Origin of the sequence: Corynebacterium sp. MSK047, assembly GCF_030232285.1 — a bacterium.
GTDB lineage: Bacteria > Actinomycetota > Actinomycetes > Mycobacteriales > Mycobacteriaceae > Corynebacterium > Corynebacterium jeikeium_D.
Genome location: NZ_JASPJI010000006.1, coordinates 36,760 through 57,177 on the forward strand (window position 1 = coordinate 36,760; position 20,418 = coordinate 57,177).

At 56.2% G+C, this 20,418-nt stretch carries 14 protein-coding genes; 8 read left to right on the top strand and 6 right to left on the bottom strand.

Going from position 1 to position 20,418, the window contains the following annotated elements:
- Window positions 1-54 precede the first annotated feature (54 nt).
- Together QP981_RS03505 and QP981_RS03510 are read right to left on the bottom strand one after the other, a co-directional pair.
- Window positions 55-1,272 carry a hypothetical protein gene (locus QP981_RS03505; protein ID WP_284857436.1) on the bottom strand — a complete coding sequence of 406 codons (1,218 nt, stop codon included), beginning with the start codon at window positions 1,270-1,272 and terminating at the stop codon, window positions 55-57.
- Window positions 1,273-1,414: 142 nt separating this feature from the next.
- The gene (locus QP981_RS03510; protein ID WP_070643042.1) at window positions 1,415-3,517 is read right to left on the bottom strand and encodes a neutral/alkaline non-lysosomal ceramidase N-terminal domain-containing protein; all 2,103 of its coding nucleotides are present in this window, start codon (window positions 3,515-3,517) and stop codon (window positions 1,415-1,417) included.
- Window positions 3,518-3,733: 216 nt separating this feature from the next.
- Here QP981_RS03510 and QP981_RS03515 point away from each other — a divergent pair, with 216 nt between their 5' ends.
- From QP981_RS03515 to hrpA, 3 genes are all read left to right on the top strand, one after another.
- On the top strand, window positions 3,734-5,236 hold the full coding sequence (locus QP981_RS03515; protein WP_070643044.1) for a DUF1846 domain-containing protein: 1,503 nt from the start codon (window positions 3,734-3,736) through the stop codon (window positions 5,234-5,236).
- A 61-nt stretch (window positions 5,237-5,297) separates the two neighbouring features.
- The gene (gene trhO / locus QP981_RS03520) at window positions 5,298-6,230 is read left to right on the top strand and encodes an oxygen-dependent tRNA uridine(34) hydroxylase TrhO (RefSeq protein WP_016422632.1); all 933 of its coding nucleotides are present in this window, start codon (window positions 5,298-5,300) and stop codon (window positions 6,228-6,230) included.
- A gap of 94 nt (window positions 6,231-6,324) precedes the next feature.
- Window positions 6,325-10,344: an ATP-dependent RNA helicase HrpA gene (gene hrpA, locus QP981_RS03525; RefSeq protein ID WP_284857437.1), complete on the top strand. Its 4,020-nt coding sequence runs from the start codon at window positions 6,325-6,327 to the stop codon at window positions 10,342-10,344.
- On the opposite strand, the gene nrdR is transcribed toward hrpA, so the two are convergent.
- Window positions 10,341-10,823: a transcriptional regulator NrdR gene (nrdR, locus tag QP981_RS03530; protein WP_042388651.1), complete on the bottom strand. Its 483-nt coding sequence runs from the start codon at window positions 10,821-10,823 to the stop codon at window positions 10,341-10,343. The genes hrpA and nrdR overlap by 4 nt on opposite strands.
- A gap of 865 nt (window positions 10,824-11,688) precedes the next feature.
- Between nrdR and lexA the strand changes: the two genes are divergently transcribed.
- The 5 genes from lexA to QP981_RS03555 all read left to right on the top strand — a co-directional run bounded on the left by lexA (window position 11,689) and on the right by QP981_RS03555 (window position 16,839).
- Window positions 11,689-12,390, top strand: a complete 702-nt coding sequence (lexA, locus tag QP981_RS03535) for a transcriptional repressor LexA (protein WP_016422629.1) — start codon at window positions 11,689-11,691, stop codon at window positions 12,388-12,390.
- A gap of 93 nt (window positions 12,391-12,483) precedes the next feature.
- On the top strand, window positions 12,484-13,263 hold the full coding sequence (locus tag QP981_RS03540; protein ID WP_016422628.1) for a DeoR/GlpR family DNA-binding transcription regulator: 780 nt from the start codon (window positions 12,484-12,486) through the stop codon (window positions 13,261-13,263).
- On the top strand, window positions 13,260-14,231 hold the full coding sequence (locus QP981_RS03545; RefSeq protein ID WP_016422627.1) for a 1-phosphofructokinase family hexose kinase: 972 nt from the start codon (window positions 13,260-13,262) through the stop codon (window positions 14,229-14,231). Before QP981_RS03540 ends, QP981_RS03545 begins: the two co-directional genes overlap by 4 nt.
- Before the next feature lie 35 nt (window positions 14,232-14,266).
- Window positions 14,267-16,426, top strand: coding sequence for a PTS fructose transporter subunit IIABC (locus QP981_RS03550; protein ID WP_049189641.1), 2,160 nt, complete (start codon window positions 14,267-14,269; stop codon window positions 16,424-16,426).
- 140 nt (window positions 16,427-16,566) lie between these two features.
- Complete coding sequence (locus QP981_RS03555; protein WP_016422625.1) at window positions 16,567-16,839, top strand: HPr family phosphocarrier protein; 273 nt, start codon at window positions 16,567-16,569, stop codon at window positions 16,837-16,839.
- Between the two features lie 92 nt (window positions 16,840-16,931).
- Here the strand turns inward: QP981_RS03555 and QP981_RS03560 are convergent, their stop codons facing one another.
- The 3 genes from QP981_RS03560 to QP981_RS03570 form a co-directional block, all read right to left on the bottom strand.
- A complete protein-coding gene (locus QP981_RS03560; RefSeq protein WP_224433128.1) occupies window positions 16,932-18,275 on the bottom strand; it encodes a uracil-xanthine permease family protein in 1,344 nt (447 codons plus the stop codon).
- Window positions 18,276-18,391: 116 nt separating this feature from the next.
- Window positions 18,392-19,999 (bottom strand): GTPase HflX, encoded by a 1,608-nt coding sequence (gene hflX / locus QP981_RS03565; RefSeq protein WP_049189640.1) that lies wholly within the window; start codon window positions 19,997-19,999, stop codon window positions 18,392-18,394.
- 75 nt (window positions 20,000-20,074) lie between these two features.
- Complete coding sequence (locus QP981_RS03570; protein WP_016422622.1) at window positions 20,075-20,392, bottom strand: FeoC-like transcriptional regulator; 318 nt, start codon at window positions 20,390-20,392, stop codon at window positions 20,075-20,077.
- Window positions 20,393-20,418 lie beyond the last annotated feature (26 nt).

Genomic DNA, 20,418 nt, shown 5'->3' on the forward strand with positions numbered 1-20,418 from the left:
CCCAAGGAACCAATTTGTACCGGTTCCTTGGGCGCTTTTTCTTATTCGTTTCGGCTACTGCTGCGGAGGGTAATAGCCCGGATTTTCCTGCGCGTCATTAATAACTCGCCGGCCACCGATGAGCTGGCGGTAGATGTGCACCTGAACCAGCATAGCCAGCGGCATTGTGTACAGGATGCCAATATAGAAGAGCATCGCACCTGCGGAAGAAACAATCGACGTCAGAATGAATGCAACAAGCATCGTCCAATATTGGGGCTTTACCAGGCGCCAAGCGACAACCGGCGCCTCAAGCGCAGTTGCTCGACCATCGAAAACAAGTAGTGGCATAGTCGCTGTAATTGGCATGATGAAAATCGACGTCAACAACAAAACCAAGTAGCCCAGTGGAATCATCGCAGCTGCAGCTTCACTGCCGTTGGCAGACAGGGATACTCCAGCGATGAAGAGCACCATCCCCGGAAGCATGGCGAGCAGCCCCACCAGGAACGTGACAATGTAGGCACCGATAAGAGATCCCCACCGGTTTACACGGAAGAAAGTACCGTAGCTCGGCACTCGGCCGTCGACAGCTTCGAATGCACCGCGCAGCATAAATGCCTGCATCGCGAACATGCCCACGGCAAATAGGAGTGCCATCGCGCCGAGAGTCGCGAACATCGACCCTAAATCCTCAAACGGAACATCGCCTGGATAGTTCGGCTCAAAGTCCGGATCGAAGTCACCAGATGCAAAGAGAATTGCCGCTGCGCCAACAATCAGGGCAACTAGTACGGCGAAGAACGTCAGCATGATGCCAAGCCAGGAAGCAAAATTGCTGTTTAGACTACGAAACGCCGCGGAAAAGGCACGTCCAATGTCGACCTTCGTCGACCCCTGTGCCACAGGCTTCACCGGCGGCTCATCGCCACCTGGCATGTTGACACCTGGAGCAAGCGCGCCGGCTGCAGGATTCCCACCTGCCGGTTGCTGCCAGTAGCTCGAGTCCGCACCATAGGGTTGCCCGGCATAACTATCGCGAGACTCGCCAGTACCGTAAGAAGGAATTTCGCCATAAGCCTGTTCACGGCCGTAAGCCTGATTCCACTCTGGCGAATCCTCTGGTCCACGCGGGCCATGTTGTGCGTCCGAATCGAACCCGTAAGGGTTGTAATCCTGCGAACCATCGTTGGGAAAACCGTGACTCTGGGAGTCATAGTTATTGGACTCATTGTCCCGGCTGCCGTCACCGTAAGGATCGTTGTTGCTATATGGATCGTTTGAGGTACTCATGAAGCAAATTGCTCCTGCCAAATTGACGGATACATACAAATAATGCGCACAACGGACTATACGTGAGACAAGCCCTTGATGAGTTTTTAAAGGCCGAAGTATAAGTCACATTATGCGCATGGACGTATTTAATTGGACGTTCTTACACGAGCTCCACCGCGGCGACTCCCTCGAATTCGTTCAGTGAATCACCGACACCCAACGCGCTACCACGCACGATGATGTCATACTTGCCCGGCGCGACTCCTGCGGTCTCCCAAGTGACCTTGGCGGTGGTATAAATACCGTCCTTGGCAAACTCAATGACAGTTGCTTGGTCCCAGTCGTCGGAAACAATCTCGCCGCGGTCATTCTTGATAAGTAGGTAGCCGTCTTCCAGTCGCAAGTCGTTATTCGGATTTGCCGCGACGAATTGGGCAACGGCCTTCTGCCCTACCGTGATGCTTGCAGTCGATTCGAGCACGTCACCAAAATTCTTGCCCATTGGTGCGGAATCGATAATCTTTCCTCCTGCTGGCGACGGCGGGATGATGCCAGTGAGATCACCTGCAGCACCACCCGGGTCGACAGCCATGCCGTCGGCAAGCGCGTGGGCGAGATCGTGATAGATGGAGATCATCGCACTGAGCGTGTACTTGCCGAAAGCCGTCGCGCCGCCCTCGTAGTCCTGCTGATCGTATTCCTCTGGGGTAACGACGTAGTGTCCATAGCTGTTGGTGTAGCCCTGGCAGATGACAGTGTCGATTGGAACGCCGAGGACTTCGGCGACGTGCTGACGCATGCGGTAACCCGACATCGTGGTGGGTTCAAGGCCGTTGGTGATCAAGGTGAAGCCACCGATGCGGGTGATGGAGAACATATGGGTCTGCTGGAGAAGACCATCGATGTAGCCCACTGGCAGCAGGCACTCTTTCTCACCCTGAATCTCCCCGATATTCTTCGGGAGTACGACGTTATTGAGCTGACGTACCCACGGTGTGCCTCCACGCTGACCCTCGTTGAAACCTAGGGCCGGTTCGCCGCCGCCGTCCTCCTGGCTACTGGCTGCGAAGGCCGCACCGAGGATTGCAGGTCCAGTGCGGTGTGGCTGGCCATCGGGCGTGAATTGGCCATCGATGTCGACATCGCCGAGGTTGACCCACTTGTGGACGGTGGAGATTCCGCCTCCTGGCAGTGCAATGGTCTGGCCTTGGGTAGCGTCAATCTGACGCTGCCCGAGAATGCGGGCGGACTCTGCTTCGTCTCCGTTGCCGGGACCCGAATTTGGCACGAGCCCCATGTTCGGGCTGATGTCACCCGGGCACGACATGGTAAATGCGGCGACAAAGGGGGCATCGGCCGGCTCACGGTGGGTAACCCCGCGGTCGACCTCGACCTTCCATGCTGCGTAGCCCTTGTTGTCGCCGTCGATGATGGTGTGCTCGGGGCCGAAGGTGGTCGGATGAATTCCATACCAGTTAATGAAGCCGACTTCGCGACCACCACGACTCACGTGCAGTGTATGGCTTTCCGGGTTGACTCCGTCGGGGAAAAGACGCTGTTCTTCCTCGGGGTTACGCCTGAATGCCTCCAGGGAGCGGTTAACACCCGCATCCTGGGCAATCCCCTTGGTCAGGTGGATAGTCGACGGCTGGTAATCAGCGTGTGCACGTTCAATAGCCTTGACCACACCGACGACTACAGCTTCGAAAGTGACGGGACGGAATCCGAGAGTAGTCAGGTCGACCATAAGATGGCCCGATGTACCACCCGGCGCGACATGCGTATGAGATGCGCAGATAAGCACGTTGCCCTCGTGGTAGAGGTCTCCGAAGAGAGCTCGCAGTCGCCGCAGAACTTCCATCTGGATGGACTGGAACATGAGCCCCATATCTGCGGTGACGTGGACGACACGGTTGTCGTTGTCATCACCGAAGATGAATGCACGCGCCATCTGGCGAAGACGCAGACCCGAGGTGGTCTGGTCCATGACCGCATACCCGTTCATGCCAGCGCCGAGTGGCTCGCCTGTCATGTCAGCCATTCCTCGACCGACATTCAAATTGGTGGTCGAATTCCCCGCGGCGGCAGAAGCCCCGTTTGCAGGAGCGGCGTTTGCCTTTGATGCACCATTTACGGCAGGCATCATACTCGCAGCTGACACGGCAGTTGCTCCGACGAGGAAGCCTCGCCTGCCCACTTGGTACGGGGCGCGTGCGGTTGGTTCTGCCGAATTCGACGATGATGCCATCTGGGGATCGAGCATGTCACATCCTCTTCATATTTCTTTTTGAATATCAATACATGGGAGATTAATCAGACAATCCCCTACGCGTGGCCTAATAAGCCAAAGTTCCCAAAATTCCCCCCGCGACAGCAGTAACCGATACAACATTCGCAAGGCAGTATCACTACCATGGACACAGTAGAATTTCGCAAGCTTTAGCGCGCTCCCCGCAGACACAACTTCAGAAAGGGCACCATGGCTCAGGCTGTCGGTTTTAACCGCGAAAAGTACATCGAAATGCAATCCGCTCATATTAAGAAGCGGCGCGCAGACATCGCAGGTGAAGGCGGCAAGCTCTATCTCGAAATGGGCGGCAAGCTATTTGATGACATGCATGCCTCGCGCGTGCTCCCCGGCTTCACGCCTGACAATAAAATCGCTATGCTCGATCGCCTCAAAGACGATCTGGAAATCATGGTGTGCATCAATGCCAAGGATTTGGAACGCCACAAGGTCCGCGCTGACCTCGACATCACTTACGAAGACGATGTGCTGCGCCTCGTCGATGTCTTTCGTGAACGCGGGTTTCTAGTCGGCAGCGTCGTCGTCACGCAGCTTTCCGACGACAACACCCTGGCAAAGAACTTCATTGAGCGCCTACAGCGACTCGGATTGAGCGTCATCCGCCATCGCAATATCGAGGGCTACCCGACAAACACGGAGAAAATTGTCAGTGAAGCCGGCTTCGGGCTGAATGAATGGGCGCAAACGTCGCGGGACTTGGTCGTTGTTACAGCGCCGGGCCCGGGCTCTGGAAAGCTAGCGACCTGTCTATCGCAGATTTATCACGATCACAAACACGGAATTCGTTCCGGTTACGCAAAGTTTGAGACCTTCCCTATCTGGAACCTGGCACTCGAACACCCGGTAAATCTGGCCTACGAGGCGGCAACGGCTGATCTCGATGACATCAATCTCATCGACCCTTTTCATTTGGCCGCCTATGACACCAAGGTCACCAGCTATAACCGTGATGTCGAGGTCTTCCCACTGCTGCGCACTCTGTTGGAGAAGCTCGCGGGCGAGTCACCGTACAAGTCACCGACCGACATGGGCGTCAATATGGCCGGTTACTGTATCGACGATGACGAAGTGTGCCGAGAGGCATCCAACCAGGAAATCGTTCGCCGTTACTACAAGGCTCTTGTCGACGAACACAAGAACAGCGCAGACGACGAAGTCTCGCAGCGCATTGCCATGATTATGAGCAAGGCCAACGTGTCGACAGCCGCCCGCCGAGTCGTCGCACCAGCGCTTGAAGTTGAGAAATCTACCGGGGCGCCGGGCAGCGCAATCGAATTGCACGATGGCACAATCATCACGGGCAAGACTTCTGAACTACTCGGATGCTCAGCAGCAATGCTCCTCAACGCTCTCAAGAAGCTCGCCAATATCGACCCGGACTTGCACTTGCTCTCCCCTGCTGCCATTGAGCCAATTCAAACGCTTAAGACGCATCACCTGGGCAGCCGCAACCCCCGCTTGCATACCGACGAGGTTCTTATCGCCCTTTCCGTGTCGGCGGCCACCAGCGACGATGCCCGCGCAGCCCTCGCCGAGCTGAAGAACCTTCGAAACTGTGATGTCCACACCACTACCATTCTGGGCAGCGTGGACGAAACAATTTTCCGCAACCTCGGTGTGCTAGTGACTTCGGAGCCTAAGTACCAGAAGAAGGCTCTCTATCAGAAGCACTAAGCCATACCAGCAGCTCACGCCGAAAATAGGATAACTGAGAGAGCAGACTAGAATAGTCCCCGTGAGCATCAGCAAGATTCTTCTGTACTACCAGTTCGCCCCACTGTCCGATCCGCGTGCCATCATGCTGTGGCAGCGCGATCTTTGCGAGTCGTTAGGGCTCAAGGGCCGCATTCTGGTGTCCGAGCACGGCATCAATGGCACCGTCGGCGGTGATCTCGATGCCTGCAAGAAGTACATCAAGAAAACCAAGCAGTACCCCGCTTTTCACTCCATGCAGTTCAAGTGGAGCGAAGGCGGCGCTGATGACTTTCCAAAACTCTCCGTCAGGGTTCGCGACGAAATCGTCGCTTTCGGTGCTCCGGGTGAGCTGAAAGTCGATGTCGATGGTGTCATTGGCGGCGGCACACATTTGAAGCCGGAAGAGGTCAATAAACTGGTCGAGGAACGCGGCGACGATGTCATCTTCTTCGATGGCCGCAACGCAATGGAAGCCGAGATTGGCAAGTTTAAAAACGCTGTCGTCCCGGACGTAAAGACCACGCACGACTTCATCGACGAACTGGAATCCGGTAAGTACGACTGGATGAAGGACAAGCCGGTTATCTCCTACTGCACCGGCGGCATCCGCTGCGAGATCCTCTCCGCACTTATGAAGAACCGCGGTTTCGAAGAGGTCTACCAAATCGACGGCGGTATTGTGCGCTACGGCGAAAAGTTTGGCAATAAGGGGCTGTGGGAAGGCTCCCTCTATGTCTTCGACAAGCGCATGCATATGGAGTTTGGCGATGGCATCGAAGACGAGGACTACGTACAGCTCGGGCACTGCGTCCACTGCGGCAAGCCCACAAACACCTTCCAGAACTGCATCAACGAAGATACCTGCCGTCGTCAGGTGCTTATTTGCGATGATTGCTGGGAGCACACCGAGACACAGCACTGTGGGCGCGAGGACTGCAAGGAAGTTGCCGAAGAGCTAGCGGCGGCAAAGTAGGACGCTCCCTGCTGCCATCGGACTATCTCGAGCACCTCTTAATCAGCACAGATGTGGGTTGTCTCCCCAGACGCGGCTAATCTAGTAGGCAACCATGAGTACTCCTAGCCGTTCTGATAAACCAGCTCCACGTGCCCAGTCGGGAAACCACCACTCCGGCCACCGCAATTCCGCCAGGCCACAGCGCTCTGGCAAACCTGCTAAGGACACGCGTAAAAAGGAGCTCTACCAGCTCGCTGATCAATTGCCGATTCGGGAGGCTCGGTCCTTCCGACGCCGGCTAAAGCGAGCATCCGCGCCGAAGGCGCTGTCTGCAATCTCTGCAGACCTCGACTTTGCGCTGGAGCGGTTAGAAGATCGTCGTAAAGCGATTCCTCGCATCACCTACCCTGCCCAGTTGCCGGTGTCCGCGCGCCGCGACGACATTGCAGAGGCAATTGAAAACAACCAGGTCGTCATTATTGCTGGTGAGACTGGCTCTGGTAAGACTACGCAGATCCCGAAGATATGCCTCGAACTGGGACGTGGCGTGCGGGGCAAGATTGGTCACACTCAGCCACGTCGTATTGCGGCGCGTTCCGTCGCGGAGCGCATCGCCCATGAACTGGGCGAAAAGATTGGACAGCACGTCGGCTATGCAGTGCGTTTTGATGACCGCGTGGGCAAGGATACCTGCATCAAACTGATGACCGACGGTATCCTACTGGCCGAAATTGGCCTCGACCGACTGCTGCGCGAGTACGACACCATCATCATCGATGAGGCGCACGAACGCAGCCTCAACATCGACTTCCTGCTGGGATATTTAAAGCATATTCTGCCGCAGCGCCCAGATCTGAAAATCATTATCACTTCGGCGACGATCGATCCGGAACGGTTCGCTCGTCATTTCGCGCCTGACGACGAGCACCCTGCGCCCATCATCGAGGTGTCGGGGCGCACCTACCCGGTGGAAATCCGCTATCGCCCGCTGGTGCGGACCGTTGTTGCGAAAAATGGGCAAGAAAAGGAAGTCGCCATCGAGCAGATCGATGGTGTTATCGCAGCGTGTGAAGAGCTCATGCGGCTTGGCGACGGCGATATCCTGGTGTTCTTTTCGGGTGAGCGAGAGATCCGAGAAGCTGCCGAAGCCATCGAGGGCAAACACTGGAAAGGTGTAGAAGCCGTTCCACTATTCGGTCGGCTATCTAATGCAGAGCAGCATCGGATCTTCACTCCGCATTCCGGGCGTCGCATTGTGCTGGCGACCAACATTGCGGAAACGTCGCTGACGGTCCCTGGTATCGAGTATGTCGTCGATACTGGTACCGCACGCATTTCCCGCTACTCCACCCGCACGAAGGTGCAGCGCCTGCCAGTTGAGGACATCAGCCAGGCATCCGCGAATCAGCGCTCTGGACGCTGTGGCCGTGTAGCTGATGGTGTGGCGATTCGTCTCTACAGCGAAGAGGATTTTCTCTCGCGCCTCGAGTTTACGGATCCGGAGATTCTGCGCACCAATCTCGCGTCGGTTGTACTGCAAATGATTTCACTGCGGCTAGGCGCGATTGAGGACTTCCCCTTTGTCCAGCCACCAGAGCACAAAGCAATCCGCGATGGCATTAACCTGCTCACAGAGCTTCAGGCTATTACCACCACGTCGGGGTCTGATGCCCCCGAGCTGACGGACATCGGCCGACAAATTGCCCGTATCCCAGTCGACCCGCGTCTTGCCCGCATACTGGTCGAAGGGTACGAGAACACCACTCTTGGGGCGGTAACCGTCATTGTCGCCGCTTTGTCTCTGCAGGATGTTCGCGAACGTCCACTGGAGTTCCAGGCTCAGGCAGATCAGCTACATGCCCGTTTTAAGGACACCACCAGCGACTTCAACTCCCTACTGAAGCTCTGGGAGTACCTGGAGGAAAAGCGTCGCGAGCTTAGCGGTAACCAATTCCGCAAGATGTGCAAGCGCGAGTACCTCCACTATCTGCGCGTTCGCGAGTGGCAGGACTTGGTGCGTCAGCTCCACCAGGCAACGGCCGAGCTGGGCTGGCATCTTTCGGCCCGCAGCTCAACCAACGGTGTCGACAATCCCGACGAGGTGGCAAAGTCACTGTTACCGGGTCTGTTATCGATGATTGGTACGCGCGAGGGCGAGGGCAAGGAATTTACTGGCACCCGCAACACTAAGTTCCTCATTCACCCCTCGTCCGCGTTGGCAAAGAAGCCGCCTCGCTGGGTGATGGCTGCGGAAATCGTCGAGACCTCGCGCACTTTTGCGCGCAACGTCGGCACGATTCAGCCGCAGTGGGTAGAGAAGGTAGCCCCTCATCTGCTCAAGCACCAGTACTCAGAGCCTCACTGGTCTACTAAGCGCGGTGCAGCGATGGCTTACCAGAAGTCGACGCTCTACGGCGTGCCCGTGGTGGTTGATCGCCTGGTGCCATATCACCGAGTCGATGCCGACGCCGCCCGCTCGATCTTCATTCGCTCTGCGCTTGTCGACGGCGAATGGAACACACATCACGAGTTCTTCAAGAACAACCAGGCCAAACTTGCCGAAGCCGAGAAGATCGAGGAAAAGCAGCGTTCCCGCGGCATTGTCGTCGATGACGACGTGCTCTACGCGTTCTACGACTCCAAGCTGCCCGCCTCTATCACCACGGCCACCAATTTTGACCGCTGGTGGAAGAAAACTAAGCCCAAGCAGCCAAATCTACTGGACTTTGATCCCAATAAGCTCCTCAACCCCGAAGCCGGCGACATCGACGACAACGCCTTCCCCGAAATGTGGCAGCAGGGCTCGGTCGATTTCTCTCTGTCCTATAAATTCGAACCGGGCGCCCCTGATGACGGTGTGACTCTCCGTGTCCCCGTGCCTCTTCTTGCAGGTCTGCGTGAAGATGGCTTCGACTGGCAGGTACCAGGTCTTCGCGCTGAGCTCGCGGAAGCCTACATTCGCACTCTGCCGAAGGCACTGCGGAAGTCCGTTGTCCCCGCCCCGGATTTCGCACGCCGCGCGCTGGAGACGATGACTCCGTACTCAGGCCGCTTCGTCGATGTTTTTGCCGATGCTTTACGACGACTCGGAGGCTCGGGCATCAATGGTGCAGACTTTGCCCCTTCGAAGCTGCCAGCACACTTGCGCTTTAACTACGCAGTGGTCGACCGCCATGGAAAGATCGTCGATCAGAGCCGGGATCTTGCTGCGCTTCGAGACAAGCATGCCTCGACGGTCTCAACTGCTGTGTCGAAACGTTCGAAGTCTGCAGCACGCGAAGCTGTGAAAAAGTGGACTTCAGAGAACTTGGGCGCCGTCTCAGAAACGGTCAAAAGTACTGTCGACGGTCAGTCCGTCACGATGTATCCGACGCTGGTGACCACCAAGGATGGCGTGGCCATTGAGGTCAAACCAACTAAGGCTCAGGCTGAGGCGACGTTGGCGACCACAAATTTGACAATGTTGTTGCGGGATTGCCCAGTAAATGGTGCACAAATGACTAAGGGGCTTCCACTCCAGCAACGTGTTGGCGTGGACGCATGGCCACATGGGGGCGCCGATGGGCTTGTCGAGGACTGCCGTGTCGCAGTGATTCGCGACCGTATGATGGCTGCCGGCGGCCCGGTCCGCGATCCGAAGGAATTCGACAAACTACTCGAACACGTTCGTTCTGGAGTCGCCTCAGAGGTGCGCCAATTGGTCGTCGGCGTTGCCCAGGCAATGCCTCGTTATGTCTCGGTGGTAAATCAGCTAAACAAGTGGGAAGGCGATGCTATTAACGATATGCGTCGCCAGCTGGAGTTCATGTTCCCTAAGGGCGCTGTGGCAAGGCACGGTTGGCAGCACCTACGACATTTGCCACGTTATCTCCAAGCGATGGAGATTCGGCTTGAGGAAATGAACCGTGACCCGGACCGTGATGCCGAACGTGAAGATGAGGTGACTGAGGCCCGCGAATACTTGGCGGCAAAGCTTCAGCAGCTGCCTAAGGCACGTTCGAATTCCGCGGAGGTACGGGATATTCAGTGGCTCATTCAAGAGCTGCGCGTCAGCCTTTTCGCACAACGGCTGGGTACCGCCCAGAGCGTATCCCTGACTCGAATAAAGAAACGTGTGGATAAACTGCGTTAGTTCTTTTTAACCTCGTTGCCATTAGCCTGCGGTCCTTTCCCCTTGCGCATGCTGGCAATCTCTTGCGCGAAATCGTCCGCGGAGGAAAAGGACTTGTACACCGAAGCGAAGCGGAGATAGCCAACTTCGTCCAGTTCTTTGAGCGGCTCAAGGATGGCAAGGCCGATATCGTTTGAGTCCACCCGGGGCGTCCCTTTCTCGCGGAGGCTCTCCTCCACTTTTTGTGCAAGTTTCTTCAGCTGAGACTCTGATACTTCGCGCCCCTGGCACGCACGTCGAACACCCTGGATAACCTTTTCGCGGTTGAATTCCTCAGGGATTCCATCCCGTTTAACGACCATCAGCTGCGAGCGTTCAATCGTAGAAAAACGTTTGCCGCAATTCAGGCATTCCCTTCGGCGACGAATCCCCATACCGTTATCTATCAACCGTGAGTCCAAGACTCGTGTCTGATCATGATGACAAAACTGGCAATACACGGTCTCCAGTCTACGTCCCACCCCAACACCGGAAACTGGAATGATTATTGCGCGGAGTAGGAAGCGTACGTAGACGTAAAGGTGCTTTCGACCGCCTCACTTTGTCCCTGTTCAAAGACCATGCTGCCGAAAACTCCGAAGAAAGCACCAAGCCCTAGAGCCCATACCGCCATCAGGCGAGTCAGGTTAGTGCCTGCGGATACATCACTACGATTGGACTGCTGCGCCCTGCTAACGGATAGAGACGGACGCCCGTAGTTGACCGAGACATGACTGGGCCGCGACCTGTCCCTCCGCATTCGCGCCGATGAAGCCCCATTTCGATTGCGCTGTGCAATACGTGCACGCTGACCGGGCCGAACGATGTGCTGTGTGCAAGACGCACTACGTTCACCCCACACCAACGGGGCTTTCCGTGTCGTCCGAGCAGGGAGCTCGGAAACTTGAGAAAAGTCAATATCAGATGTGCTGCTAACACCAAGTGCGGTTGAAACCGTAGACATCATGTTTTCTCCCTTTCCAACGTTGACTCTCCCACCGTTGCCGGCCTGGAGAGAATAAGAGTTGTACGACCGTTTCCCGACGCTGTGGAGACTATGTCCAAGGGCGGATGCGGAGAATCCGTCTAGACCCTTTCATCAAACGACTGTTCGAGTAACTTGTCATGTTCGATTTATAACACCATGTTCGAATATTGTCTACTGCTATCCGGATTTATTTTCGATTTTCGACATCATCACCGCCTCCGAGCACGGATAATGTACACGTTTTCTAAAGAATTCAAGGGCGCACAGTGTTCGATGCTCGACGATTCGAACAGTTTTGAGTTATGATTCATTCGAAAGAGTTTGAGAAGGGATGTTCCATGGCTCAAAAGAAGAAAGCGAACCCTAAAACACTCACCGATCGGCAGCGTCGGATTCTTGACGTCATTTCGGATGCCGTCGTACTTCGCGGATACCCACCGAGCATTCGAGAAATTGGGGATGCTGTGGGCTTGAATTCCACCTCGTCGGTGGCATACCAACTCAAGGAGTTGGAGAAGAAGGGCTTTCTCCGCCGCGACCCACACAAACCCCGCGCGGTAAACGTAAGGGATTCGAAGTCCTCCGCTGGCACTTTCACTCCGGTAAAGCCTGGGCCAAAGGCTACTGGCACCACCCAAACTCCCGAGATGCCAGAGGACATGCCAGAGCCAATCTTCGTTCCTATCGTTGGACAGATTGCGGCTGGCAACCCTATTTTGGCGGAGCAGCATGTGGAAAGTCACATGGCACTTCCGATGGAGATTACGGGCTCTGGTCAGCTATACCTACTCAAGGTCGTGGGTGATTCCATGGTTGACGCGGGCATTCTCGACGGAGACTGGGTGGTAGTCCGTTCCCAAGACGTGGTCGAACAGGGAGATTTCGTTGCAGCCCTGTTTGAAGATGAAGCAACAGTCAAGGAATGGCACGAAGACGCTGCTGGCAAGTGGCTCATGCCCCATAATCGCGCCTTTGACCCACTCCCCGCGGAGCACGCCAAAATCCTCGGCAAGATTGTCAGCGTCCTACGCAGCCTCTAATTTCCCACATTTTCGTTGCCCGAAACAGACATAAACGGGCATACTGGGAACAGATAGTAAAGCTGAAATTTCTTAACAGCTAAGGAGCGGGGAATGTACGCAGAGGAACGCCGCCGGAAGATTGCGTCTTTGACAGCAGTCGAAGGGCGCGTGACGGTCGCTGATCTTGCGGAAGCTTTCGATGTCACAGCAGAGACGATTCGCCGTGACCTAGCTCAGTTGGATGCAGAGGGCGCAGTTCACCGCGTACACGGTGGCGCTGTGGCTACTCGTTCTTTTCAGACTGTTGAGTTTTCAGTTGCCGCTCGAAAGAACGCGCAAAAGGACGCGAAGCTCTCTATTGCCCGCTGTGCTGCGGATTTTCTGCCTGACTCTGGTGGTGGAATTTTTCTCGATGCTGGAACTACCACCGAGGCTCTTGCAGAGCTGATGGTCCACTCCCCTGATAACCGCCGTTGGTCGGTTGTCACAAACTCTCTTCCCAACGCCATCACACTCGCAGGATCGAACCGCATTGAGCTTCAACTCCTTGGCGGCCAAGTTCGCGTCATTACTCAGGCGGTTGCTGGCGATACGGCACTCCGCACTCTCGCGGTTATGCGTGCCGATGTCGCTTTCATTGGTTCTAATGCCTTGACAATTGACCACGGTCTTTCTACTGCTGATCCGCAGGAAGCGGCGGTAAAGCGCGCGATGATTACGAATGCGCGCAAGGTCATCGTTATGGCGGACTCGACGAAACTTGGCCGCGACTTTCTCGTCAGCTTTGCAGCATTGGAAGATATCGACGTCGTGATTACAGATTCCTCTGCCCCGGAACAGTTCGTCAACGATCTCAGGGAGCAAGGTGTCGAGGTTGTGGTTGCTTCATGATCCTGACCTTGACTGTAAATCCGTCAATCGATCGACTTGCTCGACTCGATACGGAGCTCAAGCGAGGTGGCGTGTTCCGCCTACCAATGGCTGAGGACATGGCTGGTGGCAAGGGAATTAATGTGTCCAAGGCGTTGCACTACGCCGGAGAAAAGACGCTCGCGCTCTACCCGGCATCGGACTCCGGAAAATTCACGCGCCTGTTGGAAGTCTCTGGCATACCCCATGAAGCCATCAACACGACTAACGAAGCCCGCGTTAATCTCACACTCGCAGAGCCAGATGGGACGACCACCAAGCTCAATTCCCCTGGCATGACATTGACGAAAGCGCACCGTAGGCGTGTCCTGGAGAAACTTATCCACCATGCTAAACACGCCACGTGGGTAGTTTTCGCAGGTTCATTGCCCCCTGGTGTCCCCAGGGATTTTTACGTTCAATGCACCGAGGCGGTGTATTCGGTCAACCCGAATATTCGTGTTGCTATGGATACGAGCGACGGCCCACTGACTGAGGTCGTTCGCGCATTTCCAAAGGTGCGACCTTTTTTGATGAAGCCGAACGCCTACGAACTTGGTCAAATCATTGATCAGGACGGCGAAGAACTTGAGGCCGCTGCAGCCGAAGGGAACTATCTTCCCGTAGCGCAGGCTGCTCGTGCGCTGAACGAGCTTGGCGTTTCCGAAGTCCTGGCCACTCTCGGCGAAGCAGGGGCGGTGCTTTCAGTGAAGTCAGGCGGTTGTTTCGCTGCTACCTCCCCCTCGATAGTCGCTCAGTCGACGGTCGGTGCTGGAGACTGTGCTTTGGCCGGCTACGTTATGTCCCGCGAACGCGGTGATAGCTACCAAGATGCACTAACCACCGCCGTAGCTTATGGGGCGGCGGCAACCAGTCTTCCCGGTACGACCATCCCCTATCCAGAACAGGTTCACCCCGAGGCCGGCCGGTTATGGCAGCTCGACACTTAGCTTTTCGATGCCTAGATAAGGAGCATTAGAAAACCATGTCTTCTTCGGCAGATTTTTCCGCTATTGCATCAGACCTAGCCGATGAGTCGACAGTGTTCCTTGACCTAGATATCGGTCCGCAAAAGGAGAAGATCCTTAACTATCTCATCGCTAAAGCTGTAGAGACCGGCCGCGCCACCGACAGCAACGGCATCGTCGCAGCAGCCCTCGAACGCGAAGAGAAGGCCCCGACAGGTCTGTCGGGAGGGATAGCCATCCCCCACTGCCGCCATGAGGACTGGTCGAAGCCGACCCTGATGTTTGCCCGCTTAACCAGCGCTACAGAATTCACCACACCAGATGGGCCGGCGGACCTGCTCTTTTTCATTGGTGTCCCATCTAGTAACAGCGATGTCCACGTCGATATTCTGGCCGCACTCGCAAAAGCACTTCGCGATAAGGGGTTTCGCGCAGCTCTTCGCGGTGCTGAAAGCGATGAAGAGACTGCCCGGATCATTAGCGAGCACGTCACCAAAGCGCCTCGTCGGAAAGCGAAAAAACCTCCGGCGAAGACCAATATCGTCGCCATCACGGCCTGCCCCACGGGCATCGCACACACTTATTTGGCAGCCGAAGCGCTTACTGGCGCGGCAGAAAGCATGTCTGATGTCACACTAACTGTAGAGACGCAGGGCTCGGCAGGAACCCAGGAAGCCCCCGCAGAGGCAATTGTCCGGGCCGACGTGCTAGTAATCGCAGCCGATATTGGGGTTACGGGGCTTAAGCGCTTCAGCGATAAACCACAGGTCAAAGTGCCAATTCGTAAGGCAGTCAATGAACCTACTGCGGTTATTAAACAAGCGAAGGCAAAAGCAGAACAATCACGGGTTCGCGCCTACGACCGAAAGGCGCCGCAACCTAAGGATGACCACGACAAGGAGGCCGGTTCGCAAACCGGTACTACAGGCGCAGACCCTTCATCTGAGAGGGTACAAGCAACTACGAAGGTGGGGGCACATAAATCATCGTTAGGCGGTGACAAAGCCTTCGGACACTGGGTTCGTGATGCCATTATGACCGGTGTCAGCTATATGGTGCCGTTCGTGGCCGCATCGGGGTTGTTGATTGCGCTGGGATTCCTCGTCGGCGGTCATCAGGTTGGTGTAGTAGCTGACGCCGTGACTAGGGATTTGCGGCTGCCGGAGATTATCGGACTCGATGCCCCGATTGCTGTGCCGACAGAAGATCTCGGCACCGTGCTAATTGATCGTAGTGGGCTGTGGCTGTATCTCGGCTCGGCGCTTTTTGCCATTGGCAACCACGGCATGCAGGTCATTGTGGCTGTAATGAGTGCTTATATCGCCTTTGGCATGGCTGGCAGAGCCGGCATTGCACCAGGCTTTATTGGCGGTGCCATCGCGGTCACGGTTGGCGCCGGCTTCCTTGGGGGCCTGGTGACAGGCATCCTGGCGGGACTAGTTGTAGCCCTACTGTTGAGGATGAAAGTCCCGGACTGGCTGCGACCGCTGATGCCGGTTGTCGTGATTCCTATGCTCGGCGCTATGTCCGTTGGGCTCACCATGTACCTGCTGCTCGGGATGCCGCTGGCGTGGCTGATGACGGCTCTGCAGCAGTGGCTGCAATCACTGGATACGACGGCGGCGTTCCTGTTCGGTGGTCTTCTCGGCGCAATGATGTGCGTGGATATGGGCGGAATGATCAACAAGGCTGCTTATCTTTTTGCCGTCGCAAACATCGCCTCAGCAGATCCCGCATCATGGAAGGTTATGGCCGCTGTGATGGCGGCGGGCATGGTACCTCCATTGGCTACATCTCTGGCAGTTGTGCTCCGACCAAAGCTGTTCAGTTCGGCGGAGCGTCAAAACGGCAAAGCGGGCTGGGTGCTCGGTGCGGCCTTCATTTCAGAGGGAGTAATTCCCTTCGCCGCCGCAGATCCGCTACGTGTGATTCCGTCGATTGTGATTGGCGGTGCCGTCACCGGTGGCACCTCAATGGCTTTGGGTGCGGCCACACGTGTTCCGCACGGAGGTATTTTTGTGCTGTTTGCAATCGACAACCCTGTCGCATGGCTTACTGCAATCGTCTTGGGCAGCATAGTGGCAGCAATTCTCGTTGTGGCAGCTAAAAGCCTGTGGCCGCGGCAAGTCAGCACCGATAATCAAAACCTAGAAGCAGACGTTTCAGCGGAAGCGTAGTTTTTACCGCACCGGCTGGTTTATCCCAACGAGCATTTCTACGATTTTCAGCAAACATTCCCCAACCCATCCGGGCAACCTATTAAGCTCAGAAATGGCATCGAGGAAATCGAGAAGCAGAAAGGCAGGATGCCGCTCGCATGGTTACTCAACATGTCCACGTCGGCTCCAAGGTGGGTATTCATGCCCGCCCTGCAACGGTCATCGCTGAGCGTGCCTCCCGTTTTCAGGAAGAAATTCTGGTCGAGCTCCTTGACTCAGACGAGCCCGACAACGAACCGGCCGATGCTTCATCCTCGTTGATGCTCATGGCACTCGGTGCCGAATTCGGCGATGAAGTCACTGTGACCAGTAGTAACGCGGTTGCGGTAGAGAAAATCGCCGAACTCATCGCCCAAGACCTGAGCGATTAAAAAGCAAAAGAGCTTAACGACGAAACATCGTGGCAACGGTCACGGGGTCCGTCGTTAAGCATTCGTGCGAGATTCTGCCCTGGACGGGTGGCCTACGAGCGGTTCTCGCCGATGCGATTGTAGAGCCAGTTCAAAATTGGATAGCCGATAATAATGCCGACCGACCCCCAAGCAATACCCTCCAGCGTCAGCGAACCAATGTCGAGGGTGAGGTTACCGATACCCGCGATCAGCGCGGTGGCGGCAGCGGTGAGATTAACCGGGTTGTTGAAGTCGACCTTTTCGTCCATCCAGATGCGCACACCGAGCAAACCGATCAGGCCGTAGAGCACCATCGTTGCCCCACCGAGCACGCCGGTAGGAATGGTCAAGATGAGTGCGCCGAACTTTGGAATGAAAGCCAGTGCAATGGCGGTGAAAGCTGCCACCCAGTAAGCTGCGGTCGAATAGACACGGGTAGCGGCCATAACACCGATATTTTCAGCGTAGGTAGTGGTACCAGAACCACCAGCTGAACCGGCGATGGTGGTGGCTAGACCGTCTGCAATAAGAGCATCGCCAGCGATGTCATCGAGGTTTCGGCCGGTCATGGCAGCAACAGCCTTGACGTGACCGACATTCTCTGCGATGAGTACTACGATGACGGGCAGACCAATCAGCATCGCATTGAAGTGGAACTCCGGCGCGTGGAATGCGGGCAGACCAATCCAGGCGGCATTGCCGACAGTTTCTGTAGCCTCGGGCGAGAGATTTCCAGTGGCAGCGGCGAAGACCCAGCCGATTAGTACGCCGATAAGGACACCCAGACGGCTGACCATACCGCGGCCAGCGACGGTTGCGAAGACAATGGATGCCATCGTGACAAATGCGACCAACGGCTGAGTGGCGAAGTTCTCCGTGGCGGCAGGCGCCAGGTTAAGTCCGATGAGAGCGACGATGGCACCGGTTACTGCAGGTGGCATCACTGCATCGAGGACACGCTTGCCGGCGAACTTTACAACGCAGCCAACGAGCATGAGCGCGATGCCGGCGCAGAGCACGACACCGAGCTGAACACCAATACCCTGCGCCTGTGTCGCGGTCAGTGGTGCGATGAAGGCAAACGACGAGCCCAGGTAAGAGGGCAAGCGGTTTCGGGTGATTAGCAGGAAGACAATCGTGCCGATACCCGAGAACAGCAGTGTGGTATTGACTGGGAAACCAGTCAACAGCGGCACCAGAAGAGTTGCACCAAACATGGCAATGACGTGCTGTGCGCCAATGCCAATTGTACGAGGCCAATCGAGGCGTTCGTTGGGAGCCACCACGGCTCCCGGTGCAATCTTTCGACCGTCACCGTGAATATCCCAACCGAAAAGACGGCCACGTTCGGCGTTTTCAGCAGGCGGATTTGCGGAGGTTCCCTGTTGGGTCTCCGCGTCAGAAGTAGAATTCATGGTTGTAATGCTAGTGGATGCCCACCGCAGATCACGCCACGGATACCGCATTAAACCCAGGACTGCCGGAGCTCTTTGTCGCTCTCCCTATTCCAACTCCGCTCTCCCTTTTCCGACTAGGCGTCGTTGCTACTATCCTCATTCGCATCCGCCGTGAAGTGAGGATCCGCTGCAGGTTCGATGCGGTATGCCGACAGTTCATCCGCGAGGCTAGTGGGCAAACGCACATCCATCTGGGTGCCTTGCTCTGTCCATGTCTCCGACAGCACGGTCGCATCTTCGTGGAGCATGGAGACAATATTGCCCTTGTCATAGGGAATCAACATATGGACGTGAGACTCCAACTCATTGAGAGCAAGCTCGAGTCGGGTCTCCAGTTCACCAATCCCCTCACCCGTTCGCGCAGAGACAAAGACCGCATCATCGAGCTGGTGGCGCAGTTGCGCCAGGGTAATGCCATCGGCCTTGTCCACCTTGTTGACTACCAACAGCTCGGGCGGAATCTCGGCCTTTTCTTCCTCCGCGATTTCGTTGATGACTTTGTTGACAGCCTTAATCTGCTCCAGCGGGAATGGGTCAGAGGAGTCTACGACGTGCATGATGACGTCGGCTTCGAGCACCTCTTCCAAGGTCGAGCGAAAAGCTTCAATGAGCTGCGTCGGCAAGTGGCGAACAAATCCGACCGTATCGGTCATAATCACCGTGCGACCGTCGCGAAGCTTGGTGCGACGAGTCGTCGGATCCAGCGTTGCAAACAGCGCGTCTTCCACCAGCACACCAGCGCCTGTCAGTGCGTTGAGCAACGAAGATTTACCCGCGTTGGTGTAGCCGACAATTGCCACGCGCGGCAGGTGTCCAGCCTTACGACGTGCGCGCTTGATCTCACGCGCAGTCTTCATGCCAGCTAATTCCTTGCGGATTCGCGCCATATCTTGGCGTAGGCGCTGACGATCGGTTTCGATCTTAGTTTCACCCGGACCACGCAGACCCACGCCGCCGTTGGAGCCCGCGCGACCACCAGCCTGACGCGATAGGTTGCCGCCCCAGCCGCGCAGACGCGTGTACAGGTACTGCATTTGTGCCAGCGAGACCTGCGCCTTGCCCTCCTTGGACTTCGCGTGCTGAGCAAAGATATCCAGAATCAGCATGGTGCGGTCAATAACCTTGGCGTCAAGGCGATCCTCCAGCGCCACCAATTGACCGGGAGACAGTTCACCGTCGCAAATAACTGTATCTGCGCCGGTAGAGGCGACAATATCGCGAAGCTCGTTGAGCTTGCCAGATCCCACGTAAGTACCAGGGTCCGGCTTATCGCGGCGCTGCAGCACCATCTCTAAAACTTCCGAACCTGCAGTCTCTGCCAGTGCGGCGAGCTCCTCCATCGCCACTTCAGCTTCCTGAAGGGTCCCGGATGTCCAGACACCGAGCAGCACCACGCGTTCCAGTCGGAGCTGACGGTACTCGACCATCACTTCTTCAGACTCAGTATGTGCTACTGACCTGGTCAGCCGGCGCAGAGAGGAACGCGCCTCCAGATCCAAATCACCGACGGTAGGTTCCCTTTGCGTGCCGACGTCCGTTGCGAACGCATCCCCGGAGGCACTATCGGCGTTTTCGCCAGCATCGTTAGCGTCGATGAAAAAATCGTCCATCTCGTGCGAGGTGCGAGCTTGCTGCGACGTTTCGTCGCTGACCTCATCAAAGTTGTTGGAAAAATTCGTCATACTAGCTGCTATTGTCGCATGACAAGCCAAATTCTCCGCATTGTGTGCGGAGAATACCGAGCCGAAGCTCAAGACTTAGGCTGCAGAAGGTGGCCTGCGTGTCAGAACCAGTGCGACCGGACCACTCTTAGAACTACCACCAGTACACGTACCGCTGTCGGACATTCCGCAGTTGGAACAACCTCCGCCTGGGCACATGCCACCGAGGGATTCCCGGCGCAGTTGGCCGGTGTGTTCCATGCGGTCAAGGATGAGGTCTACCGTTGCTCGCTGCAATCCGGTGATTTCGCAAATCTTGCGTCGGGAGCTAATGCCCTGCGCAATTGCATCCTGAACGGCTTCTGAAGGCCGACGAGTAACCGTCGTATTCTTCCTGGCTCTAAAGAGTCCCACGGCGATAGCTCCTTTCCGTATCGCGA

Coding starts and splice junctions, on each gene's coding strand:
- QP981_RS03550 (WP_049189641.1), top strand. CDS start 14,267: ATGTCTTCTTCGGCAGATTTTTCCGCTATTGCATCAGACCTAGCCGAT.
- hflX (WP_049189640.1), bottom strand. CDS start 19,999: ATGACGAATTTTTCCAACAACTTTGATGAGGTCAGCGACGAAACGTCG.
- QP981_RS03540 (WP_016422628.1), top strand. CDS start 12,484: ATGTACGCAGAGGAACGCCGCCGGAAGATTGCGTCTTTGACAGCAGTC.
- QP981_RS03515 (WP_070643044.1), top strand. CDS start 3,734: ATGGCTCAGGCTGTCGGTTTTAACCGCGAAAAGTACATCGAAATGCAA.
- QP981_RS03545 (WP_016422627.1), top strand. CDS start 13,260: ATGATCCTGACCTTGACTGTAAATCCGTCAATCGATCGACTTGCTCGA.
- lexA (WP_016422629.1), top strand. CDS start 11,689: ATGGCTCAAAAGAAGAAAGCGAACCCTAAAACACTCACCGATCGGCAG.
- QP981_RS03555 (WP_016422625.1), top strand. CDS start 16,567: ATGGTTACTCAACATGTCCACGTCGGCTCCAAGGTGGGTATTCATGCC.
- QP981_RS03510 (WP_070643042.1), bottom strand. CDS start 3,517: ATGCTCGATCCCCAGATGGCATCATCGTCGAATTCGGCAGAACCAACC.
- hrpA (WP_284857437.1), top strand. CDS start 6,325: ATGAGTACTCCTAGCCGTTCTGATAAACCAGCTCCACGTGCCCAGTCG.
- QP981_RS03505 (WP_284857436.1), bottom strand. CDS start 1,272: ATGAGTACCTCAAACGATCCATATAGCAACAACGATCCTTACGGTGAC.
- QP981_RS03560 (WP_224433128.1), bottom strand. CDS start 18,275: ATGAATTCTACTTCTGACGCGGAGACCCAACAGGGAACCTCCGCAAAT.